Origin of the sequence: Gordonia sp. UBA7599, assembly GCA_002477755.1 — a bacterium.
Taxonomy (GTDB): Bacteria; Actinomycetota; Actinomycetes; order Mycobacteriales; family Mycobacteriaceae; genus Gordonia.
In genome coordinates this window covers 1-10,042 of sequence record DLKD01000098.1, presented here as the reverse complement: position 1 = coordinate 10,042, position 10,042 = coordinate 1, and the positions used below count along the sequence as shown (strand labels likewise).

The window sequence follows — 10,042 nt, the reverse complement described above, 5'->3', positions numbered from 1 at the left end:
GACCAGAGCCTTCTTTGCCATCAGATTTCCCTACCGTCAGTTCTTCGCGTTGTTGTCTTTGAACGGGAAGCCGAGCGCCTTGAGCAGCGCACGACCCTCGTCGTCGTTGGTGGCCGACGTGACAACGGTGATGTCCATACCGCGCGGTCGGTCGATCGAGTCGATGTTGATCTCGTGGAACATCGACTGCTCGTTGAGCCCGAAGGTGTAGTTGCCATTGCCGTCGAACTGGCGGTCGGAAAGACCGCGGAAGTCACGGATACGCGGAAGGGCGATCGACACCAGACGGTCGAGGAACTCCCACATGTAGTCGCCGCGCAGCGTGACGCGCGCGCCGATCGGCATGCCCTCGCGCAGCTTGAACTGTGCGATCGACTTGCGGGCCCGACGGACCTCCGGCTTCTGGCCGGTGATCAGCTCGAGGTCGCTGATCGCACCGTTGATGAGCTTGGAGTCGCGGGCGGCGTCGCCGACGCCCATGTTCACGACCACCTTCACCACACCGGGGATCTGCATGACGTTGTCGTAGTCGAACTCCTTGTTGAGGGAGTCCTTGATTTCTTCGCGGTAGCGAAGCTTCAGCCGAGGCTGGACCTTTTCGGAGGTAGTCATCTCAGATGTCCTTCCCGTTCTTGCGGGAAATCCGGACGCGCTTGCCGGTCTCCTCGTCAGTCCGGTATCCGACGCGGGTCGGGTTGCCGTCGGAGTCCACGACCATCACGTTCGAGACGTGGATGGGGGCTTCCTGGGTCACGATGCCGCCGGAGGAGGCGCCACGCTCGTCAGCCGAGGCGGCGGTGTGCTTCTTGATCCGGTTCACGCCCTCGACGAGGACGCGCTGCTGCTGCGGGAAGGCCTGGATGACCTTGCCCTTGGCACCCTTGTCCTTGCCGGACACGACGATCACGGTATCGCCCTTGTGCACCTTCATGTCAGAGCACCTCCGGAGCCAGCGAAACGATCTTCATGAAGCGCTTCTCGCGCAGCTCGCGGCCCACCGGGCCGAAGATGCGGGTGCCGCGCGGGTCGCTGTTGTTGTCACCCTTGAGGATGACCGCGGCGTTCTCGTCGAAGCGGATGTAGCTGCCGTCGGGACGACGACGCTCTTTGGTAGTGCGGACGATGACGGCCTTGATGACCTCGCCCTTCTTGATGTTGCCGCCGGGGATCGCATCCTTGACGGTGGCGACGATGACGTCGCCGATCCCGGCGTATCGTCGCGACGAGCCGCCCAGCACGCGGATGCACAAGATTTCCTTGGCTCCGGTGTTGTCGGCGACCCGCAGGCGAGATTCCTGCTGAATCACTCGTGTCTCCTTGACCTGGTTTCGTTGCCCGCCGGATTTCCGACCCGACGCGCACGGCCTGCTGCCACCGATCACACGCCTGCCCGGGGCTTTCCGGACTGGTCCGGACGACTCCAGTGGGTTCGTGTGCCGATTCGCGACGCACACGCGCCGCAGGCAACCGATTCAGTGTAGGTGAACGCGCAGGTCGGGGCCAAATCGCGTGTCGCGGTTTAGCGGCGTTGATCTCGAACCTGTAACGTATGTCCGAGTCCGCGCGGTTATTACGCGTGAGTAAGTTCCCCGAGCCCGGCCCTACGGAAGGACCATCTGTGCGAGCACTCTGGCGTATCGGTGCCGCAACGATGGCCACCGTGGTGGCAACGACCCTGGGCACGGCGTTGGCAGTCGGCGCTCCGAAGGACCAAGCCTCCCACATCGTCAGCGAGAAGGCCGACGGCGATCAAAAGACCATTCTCACCGTCTACTCGGCGGCGATGAAGAAGGCCTTCCCCATCGAGGTCCTACTGCCTCCGCAAGAGAAGAAGCCGAGTCCCGTGCTCTACCTGCTCAACGGCGCCGGCGGCGGCGAGGACATCGCGACCTGGGGCGCGCAGACCGACTACCGCGAGTTCTTCAAGAAGAAGAACGTTTATGTCATCACGCCCATCGGCGGCAGGGTGAGCTACTACACCGATTGGCTACACCGCGATCCGCACATGGGTCAGCCGCTGTGGCAGACGTTCCTCACCGAGGAACTGCCCCCGCTGATCGCGGAACACTTCAACACGACCGGCCTCAGCGCTATCGGGGGAATCTCGATGGCCGGCACATCGGTGTTCAACCTGGCCATCCACAAGCCGAGCCTCTACAAGGCGATCGCCGCATTCAGCGGTTGCGCCCGCACCAGCGATTGGCTCGGCCAGCAGTACATCAAACTCGTTGTGGACCGCGGCGACGGAAACATCGAGAACATGTGGGGCCCGCTCGGCGGCCCCGGCTGGATCGCCAACGACCCCTACATCCAGGCGGCGAAGCTGCGCGGCATGTCCATCTACCTGACCGCCGGCAGCGGATTGCCCGGTCAGTTCGACAATCTGAAGAACCCGGACATGGAGGGCAGCCCCTGGATCCTGGCCAATCAGATGGTGGCGGGCGGTGCCATCGAGGCGAGCGTGAACGTCTGCTCCCGCGAGGTGTCGCGCCGGTTGACCGAACTCGACATCCCCCACACCCTGACTATCCGACCCACCGGTACGCACTCGTGGCGCTACTGGCAGGTCGATCTCCATCAGACGTGGCCCAAACTGGCCAAGGATCTGAAGACCGAGTAGAGACTCGGTTGCGGCTCGACTCCCGCAACGTCTCACTCGGACCACCACCCAGGTCTCGGATGGATCACCGATCCGTCGCCCGGCCTATCTGCCGGTAACCTGGAACATTGTCGGTCCCGACCAGGGCCCGACACCACATGAGAGGGATAATCGCGTGCGTATGCTCCGCCTGCTCAGCATCGTGCTCGCGTCGTCGATGGCGCTGATCATCGGATCGGCCTACGCGCACGCCGCGCCGAAGGCGCGGATCATGAGCAACTACGACGACAGTCCGTACGAGACCACCCTCATCGTGTACTCCCCGGCGATGCGCCAGGGGTTCCCCGTCACGGTCCTGCACCCGCGCAACACGAACCGTCCGCTTCCGGTCCTGTACCTCCTCAACGGCGCCGGCGGTGGCGAGGATTCCGCAACGTGGGCTGCACGCACCAACTACACGAAGTTTTTCCGGACCAAGAACGTGCTCGTCGTGACGCCCATCGGCGGTGCGTTCAGCTATTACACCGACTGGAAGCGGCGCGACCCAGCGCTGGGCAGGCTCAAGTGGCAGACGTTCCTCACCCGTGAGCTGCCACCGCTGATCGACAGCCACTTCCACGCAAACGGACGCAACGCGATTGCGGGTATTTCGATGGCCGGCACGTCGGTGTTCAACCTCGCCCTGGCCAGGCCCAATTTCTACACCTCGGTCGCCGCGTTCAGCGGCTGCGCGCGCACCAGTACGCCAGCGGGCCAGCAATACATCAAGCTGGTGGTCGATCGCGGCGCTGGGAACATCGCGAACATGTGGGGCCCGGTCGGCAGCCGGGGGTGGATCGACAACGACCCCTACATCCAAGCGCCGCGGCTGCGCGGCACCAAGGTCTACATGACAACCGGCACGGGCCTGCCCGGCAAGCACGAAAATCTCGCCGACAAGGGGATTGTCGGCGATCCGATCACGCTGGTCAACCAGGCGGTCGTCGGGGGGATCATCGAGGCGGCGGTCAACCAGTGCACCCAGGAGATGGCGCAGCGACTGCGCTCCTTGAACATCCCGTTCAACCTGGTGACCCATCCCGGTGGCACCCACTCGTGGGGCTACTGGGAGGACGACCTGCACAACACCTGGCCAATGCTGGCCCGCGACCTGCACAGCCGCTGAGCCGTCGCGCAAACCGCCCAGATCCCGGTACCGGGCTGCGGCGATTGTGCGACGATGAGCAACAAGAACACGTTCTAATCGCGTCGGGAGTTTCCGTGTCCAGTTCACACCAGATCCTCGGTACCACCGTCGACACTCCGGTCAAAGTGCGCAACGCACGCTGTTTCATGGCGGGCTTTAGCGCATCGGCGGAGAAGGTCGCGGCGGCGATCGCACCCACCGGGCTCGAGCCCGTCACCCTCCCCCGCGGACTGGACATCCCCCGCAGCCTCAACCCGCTCAAGCTCCTCGAGTCCCGAACGCTGTGCCTGTTCATCATCGTCGACTACATCGACAACGACCTGGGGCCCTACAACGAGTTCGCCGTCTGCATCCCGGTGAAGTCACCGCCGGGTATCGCGGCGCCGGTGCACGACGCAGGTACAGACGAGAGCGCCACCACCCGCGACGACAAGTCGGAGGGGAAGGGGATCGACATGTCGAGCGTTCTGGTCCACTCGCTTCCCGTCGACGGCGAGTTCACCCTCGCGGCTGGCCGCGGGATCTGGGGCTTCCCCAAGATCCTCGCCGACTTCGACGTCGACCACGAGGCACGCAAACCGCACGGGAGGGTCAGCGCCGACGGAAAGCTGATCGCCGACCTCACGATCAGCCGGGGCATCAAGGCGCCCGGCGAGGCCAAGCCCCTCACCTTCCATGCCTTCTCCCACATCGACGGCGTCACGCGCATGATCCCGTGGGACTTCGACTCAATGGCCGAAGTGACCACCCGCGTGGGTGGGGCGTCGCTCAAACTCGGCGACCATCCGATCGGCGAGGAGCTCCGCAGCTTCGACCTGTCCAAGCATGCCCTCATGACCACTGTCGTCGGCAAGGTCGAGATGACGTTCAACGACGCCACCGTCGTTTCCTGAGAGTCGGCGCGCCCGACCCAGATCAGCGCGCCAGTAGCAGGAACTCCAATTGCGCGACGCGCACCGCCCCGGCGAATACCAACCGGTACGCCGACGCCGCCGAAACGGATTCGACGGCGAAGATCCTCGTCTGACGTCCCCACCGGAACTCCGCCTGCTGCCTGGCCACCGACTGCCACTCCCCGTCGGGGCCGCGCGAGGAGAACTCCCACGAATACTCGCCGGGTTCGTCGACGGTGAGCGTGTAATGATCGAGCGCGGTGGGCGCCTCGAACTCCCATCCGAGCGCGCCACCCGACTCGACGACCGCGGGCGCGGTACCCGAAGAGTCGTCGAACGCATTGCCCGCGTCGACCCCGCCGATTGCGCCGCGACCACCCGGTGACGTCAAGTCGACCGGCGGCATTGGAGCCGAACCGGGCGGCGTCAACGCTGGCGGAACCGTCTCCGCGGCCCAGACCGACGGTTGCGGACCCAGGTCGAACTCGATCACCGCACCCTCGACGAGGCGCTCGCGCTCGATGGTGATGCGGTCCCACGCCTGACCATCGACGCGGACCGACTGGATGTAGCGGTTCACCGCCGACGCTGACGGCGCGACGATCTCGATCGCGGCGCCGTTCTCCATCGTCCATATGAGTCGTCGGTACATCGGGGCGCACAGCACGAACTGCCCGCTGCCGATCGTCAGGGGGTACAGCCCCGAAACCGCCAGCAGGTACCACGCCGACATCTCGCCGTTGTCCTCGTCGCCGGGATACCCCTGCCCGAGGTCAGAGCCGGAGAACAGACGCTCAACGGCGTCTCGCACGATCGCCTGCGTCTTGGCGTGCGCACGGCTGCCCTCTCGCGATGCGAAGGCGTACATGAACGGGATGTGGTGGGCCGGCTGATTGGACAGCGCCAACATTCCCATCCGGGTGTCACGGGCTTCGCGCATCTCGTGGATGACTACCGGGTAGCCGCCCTTGAACTCCTCCCGACCAGTCTCCGGCAGCGCCATGAACTCGTCGAGCCGCCGCTCCAACGCCTCTCGGCCGCCGTACAGCTGCGCCAGGCCTTCCCCGTCCTGCGGCGCGGTGAAACGAGTGCCCCATGCATTGGTCTCGGTGTAGTCGGTGCCCCAGTCACGCGGGTCGAACTCGCCCGCCCGCCAGGGACCGAGCGCAACCCCCTCTGAGACAGGCTCACGACCGCGGAAGAAGTCAGTCTGGGCGTCGAACATCAACGCGTAGCGCGCCGCTCGCGCAGCGAACCAGGTCGCGTTGGCGGCGAACTCAGCGGCCCGCTCATGGTCGGGATGGCGGTGGCGCAGGAACGCCGAAAATGCGGCGATGGAAGCGTCGTTGATCGCGGCATCGATCGTCCACGACAGGCCCTCGTGGGCATGCGTATCGGCGTATCCGGTGAACATGGACCGGTCCATGCCCTTGCGGCCGACAAAGCGGTTGTCCGACGGCACGGTCGCGTTGCGCAGGCAGGAATCGTAGGCGTCGAGGACGGAATAGTCGCCGAGCTCACCGATCCCTGCGATCGCGGCGTCAGCGAACACTGCATCGCTGCTCGTACCGGTCATGATGTCGGCCGGGGCGGGTGCCGACCACCGGCTGACCCACCCACCGTCGCGGTAGTGCTCGACAAAGCCCTCCAGTAGTCGTCCGGTCAGCACCGGGGCGATCAGCGTGCGCAGCGGCCAACTGGCCCGATAGGAATCCCAGAAGCCGTCGGTGACGGTCAACAGCCCATCGACGATGCGACGGCCCGTCATCGTCGGGGAATCGTCGACGTCGGTGCGGTACGCGAACGGCGACGCGAAGCGCCACCCGCCGGGGGTGGGCTCGGATGCGATGTTCGGATACAGGTGCACCCGGTACAGGCTGGAGTACAGCGTGACGCGCTGATCGGGAGTCGCATTCTCGACGGTCAGTCGGCCGAGGATCTCGTTCCACTGCGCCCGCGTGTCGGCGACTACTGCGTCGAAGCCCGACGGTGGTCGAGTGCTCCGCGACGCGGTGGTCGAGTGCTCCGCGACGGAGGAGCGGGGTGTACCGAGACCAGGAGCGGAGTGTATCGAAACCCCCAGGTTCCGCTTCGCCTGCTCGAGGCTGATGTGGCTGACACCGATCCCGACGGTCACGGACCGGTCCGATGCGTTGAGCCCTACCGTCAGCGTCCCGATGACCGATTCACGCTCGTGGCCTGGGAAGCGCCGGGCACTGAGCACGCGCCCGTCGACTTCAACGTGGACATAGGTGCGCGGCACATGCGTCAGACCGCCCGGACCGTCGACGTAGCCCGTGGCGGTGTATCGCCGCCCGGGCACCGGCTCGGGGAGGTCGAGGAAGCCGTCGCCGTCGATCTGGTCGAAAACGAGCGACCCGGTATCGCCGCCGTAGGTCGCGCGCAACCAGACTGAGTGGGAGCCGGCGGTGAGCTCCGCGGCCACTGGCGGGTGCACGCCGTCGTCGAGGACGACCGAGTACAGGTGGGGACGGTCGATCTCCTCGTCATGGGAGAACGGCAGCGCGCGCTCGTGACGGTCCGGATTGGGGTGGGCCAGCGGGTGCGGGAACACCTGGAAGCTGCCGCGGTCCCCCATCCACGGCGACGGGATGTGCGACGTGGCGAAGGCCTGCAGGTACGGGCGGACGCTCGCAGTATCGGTCGACGGATCCTGCGGCGGGTTCGTGTCGACCCGGCTCGCCTCATGGTAGGAGTACGGCCAGCCGCGGTTACCGCCGTCGGTCATCGGCAGGCCGAAGACGAAGCCGTGCGGGACCGCGACGAGCGGCGCGCAGCCGCCGCGGGAAAACCGGTCCGACGAGAAGGTGCCGCGCGTCGTGCGGACACACCCCACGGGCTCGGTCGGTGCCGCGGGAGCCTTGACGAGGTCGATGCGGTCGACGAATCCAGACTGCGCGCGTTCACTAACACGGTCGTCGGTGCGGACCGGGACCTCGCCGACCAGCTCGACCCGTTCGACAGTCCTACCCACCACCAAGTCGAGAGTGACGGTGCGCGACGACCACTGGTCGACGGAGAGCAGTCGGGCCCCGTATTGCGTCTGCGGGTCGAGGGCGACTCCGTATTGATCGACGGCCGCCGCGTCCGACAACCGCGATCCGTCTGTGAACACGATGTCGACGGCGACGGCGGTGGCGGCATATCCGTCGCGCACATCGGGCTCAGAGTCGTCGAAGCAGGGAAAGACCGCGAACCGTAGCGCGGTACCGACGGGGATCGTGGCGCCTTCCAGGCCTGTATCCGCCAATTGAGCGCGCCAACGGCGCCCTACAGGCCCAGCCACGCAGTAGCCCCAAGGGTGGGCCGAAGTCAGCCCGACGCCGGGTTTGGCATTGACTGCATACGACGGACCGAGTCCGCGAGTGAGTGGGGCGAGGACATCGGAATGTTCGGGAGGAGCGAACAGGTCTGCCTTCTCAGCCACGCGCGCGAATCGACCGCGGCCGACTCAAGAGACGCGAATCAGTGCGCTAGACGACGGCGCGGAGGTGTCCGCCGCCAGCGGTCCCGAGATCACGGCCGAGCCACTCGATCATCTGCGAGACAGCGGCGCCGGTGCGCTCACCGAGGCTGGCGACCGACGGAATCGAGCTCACGATGGCCGCAATCAAAGAAGCGTCCGAACTCATGCCGTGGCGGTTCATCACCTCGGAGTAGTTGTGGATGGATTCATCGAGGTCACCGTACGTGACGGCGGTACCTTCGTAACGAACGGCCGTTAGGCGCGGCACAGCGTGCGCACGCTCATTGACGTGGTCAATCACCTGCGTCATCATAACGTTCCCCATCTTCCTCCATGGGTGCGCACCATCGTCACAGATCGTGCGCTGTGCTCCAGGTAACTCCCAGAACACTCACAGTATGGCATGTCGGGTGTGATTTTCAACTCGTACGCGCTCGACTTGTTCTGCATCGGTTACCTAACCGTGGCCGACTTTTGGCAGGTGGCGGCCGTGCGCGGCAGTAAACGGCACGACTCTACCCGCACGGACAGGGTCATTGGTCCTTGCCCCTCGCATCGGCCTCCATGGCCTCGATCAGGCTCTTCGGACGCAGATCGGTCCAGTTCTCCTCGACGTAGGCCAGGCACGCCGCGCGGTCGTCCTCGCCGAACACCTTCGTCCAACCTGCCGGGATCTCGGCGAACGTCGGCCACAGCGAGTGCTGGTTCTCGTCGTTGACGAGTACGTAGAAACGGCCGTTCTCGTCGTCGAATGGGTTGGTCATATTCTCTCCTTATTCGGGTTTGCGCCAGCGGGTCTGGCGCACTCGGTTCAGTTTCGGGTTCAGTCAGTGCGTCGGCGCACGTTGGACGGTTGGGTTGCTGCCTCCAGTCCGCGCTGGACGGCTGGCCCGATGATGCGCAGCGACTCTGTGTCGGCCATGCCCAGATGATGTGTGTCGACGTCGACGTTGACGATCGGGCCGACCACGTACGGACGCCAACTGTTTGCGACCAGCGTGGGGTCGTCCTTGTCTGCGGTCGCGGTGAACACTTGAACAGCGCCGCGATACGCACCGGGCTGATAGGCCTGGGCGATCTCAGCCGACTTGGCGAAGCTCGCCATGATGCGGTCCACTTGGCCCTCCTCAAGCAGGCCCATCGACGCGATCTGCTCGCGGATCACCGCGGCAACGTCGTCGGGGCTGCCCGCGGTGACCTGGTCACCGAGGTCGAACAGGTCGCGCCAACCGCCAAGCAGGTCCACGACCGCCTCGGACTCCCCGATCGTCGACGACGCGACCGCTACGGGCTCTGGGGGGGCACCCGCGAATTCCGGCTCCACGATCCCGGCGTCCATGATTCCGAGGTAAGCGACCTCCTCGCCAGCAGCCTGCAGTGCGACGGCCGCCGCATGGGCGAGTTGGCCGCCGACCGACCAACCCAGGATGAAGTACGGCCCATGCGGTTGCACACGCTGGATCTCGTCGACGTACCGCGCGGCCAGCTCTTCCACGGAGTCGGCCTGCGACTCGGCGCGCACGACATGCGGGTCCTGCAGGCCGTAGACTGGCCGATCGACGATGTAGGGGGCAAGACCGCCATAGAACCACGCCAGCCCGCCGGCGGGGTGGAAGCAGAACAGCGGCGGCTGCGAGCCCTCGGCCCGTAGGGGAATCAAGACCTCGTCTACGGCTCCGCCGGTCCCGGTCAGTGCCGCGGCCAGTCCGCGCGGAGTCGGATCGGCGAAGAGGTTCGCCAACGCGATTTCTGTGTCGGTATGTGCACGCAATCGCGAGACGACTTTGGTCGCGCTCAGCGAGTTGCCGCCCAAATCGAAGAACGAATCGGTGGCACCGACCCGCTCCACACCCAACACCTGCGCAAACACCTGCGCC

General features: G+C 65.6%; 10 protein-coding genes. 3 read left to right on the top strand and 7 right to left on the bottom strand.

Annotated elements, in window-relative coordinates; all coding sequences use genetic code 11:
- Positions 1 to 36 precede the first annotated feature (36 nt).
- Genes rplE through rplN form a run of 3 tightly spaced genes read right to left on the bottom strand, consistent with a single transcriptional unit; the run spans position 37 to position 1,307 of the window.
- On the bottom strand, positions 37 to 612 hold the full coding sequence (gene rplE, locus B4L26_RS11380) for a 50S ribosomal protein L5 (protein WP_290718985.1): 576 nt from the start codon (positions 610 to 612) through the stop codon (positions 37 to 39).
- A gap of 1 nt (position 613) precedes the next feature.
- Entirely contained in the window at positions 614 to 931 is a 318-nt protein-coding gene (rplX, locus tag B4L26_RS11375; RefSeq protein ID WP_290718984.1) for a 50S ribosomal protein L24, read from the bottom strand.
- A 1-nt stretch (position 932) separates the two neighbouring features.
- Positions 933 to 1,307, bottom strand: a complete 375-nt coding sequence (gene rplN, locus B4L26_RS11370; RefSeq protein WP_290718983.1) for a 50S ribosomal protein L14 — start codon at positions 1,305 to 1,307, stop codon at positions 933 to 935.
- A 344-nt stretch (positions 1,308 to 1,651) separates the two neighbouring features.
- Between rplN and B4L26_RS11365 the strand changes: the two genes are divergently transcribed.
- The 3 genes from B4L26_RS11365 to B4L26_RS11355 all read left to right on the top strand — a co-directional run bounded on the left by B4L26_RS11365 (position 1,652) and on the right by B4L26_RS11355 (position 4,678).
- Positions 1,652 to 2,620, top strand: coding sequence for an alpha/beta hydrolase (locus B4L26_RS11365; protein WP_290718987.1), 969 nt, complete (start codon positions 1,652 to 1,654; stop codon positions 2,618 to 2,620).
- A gap of 160 nt (positions 2,621 to 2,780) precedes the next feature.
- Positions 2,781 to 3,764, top strand: coding sequence for an alpha/beta hydrolase (locus B4L26_RS11360; RefSeq protein ID WP_409563526.1), 984 nt, complete (start codon positions 2,781 to 2,783; stop codon positions 3,762 to 3,764).
- Between the two features lie 95 nt (positions 3,765 to 3,859).
- Entirely contained in the window at positions 3,860 to 4,678 is an 819-nt protein-coding gene (locus B4L26_RS11355) for an acetoacetate decarboxylase family protein (protein WP_290718982.1), read from the top strand.
- Between the two features lie 22 nt (positions 4,679 to 4,700).
- Here B4L26_RS11355 and B4L26_RS11350 read toward each other — a convergent pair whose 3' ends face one another.
- The 4 genes from B4L26_RS11350 to B4L26_RS11335 form a co-directional block, all read right to left on the bottom strand.
- Positions 4,701 to 7,949: a GH92 family glycosyl hydrolase gene (locus tag B4L26_RS11350; RefSeq protein ID WP_290718981.1), complete on the bottom strand. Its 3,249-nt coding sequence runs from the start codon at positions 7,947 to 7,949 to the stop codon at positions 4,701 to 4,703.
- Between the two features lie 223 nt (positions 7,950 to 8,172).
- Positions 8,173 to 8,466 carry a hypothetical protein gene (locus B4L26_RS11345; RefSeq protein WP_290718980.1) on the bottom strand — a complete coding sequence of 98 codons (294 nt, stop codon included), beginning with the start codon at positions 8,464 to 8,466 and terminating at the stop codon, positions 8,173 to 8,175.
- 232 nt (positions 8,467 to 8,698) lie between these two features.
- Complete coding sequence (locus tag B4L26_RS11340; protein WP_290718979.1) at positions 8,699 to 8,929, bottom strand: MbtH family protein; 231 nt, start codon at positions 8,927 to 8,929, stop codon at positions 8,699 to 8,701.
- Between the two features lie 59 nt (positions 8,930 to 8,988).
- A partial coding sequence (locus B4L26_RS11335) for a thioesterase domain-containing protein (RefSeq protein ID WP_290718978.1) occupies positions 8,989 to 10,042 on the bottom strand: 1,054 nt, incomplete at its 5' end.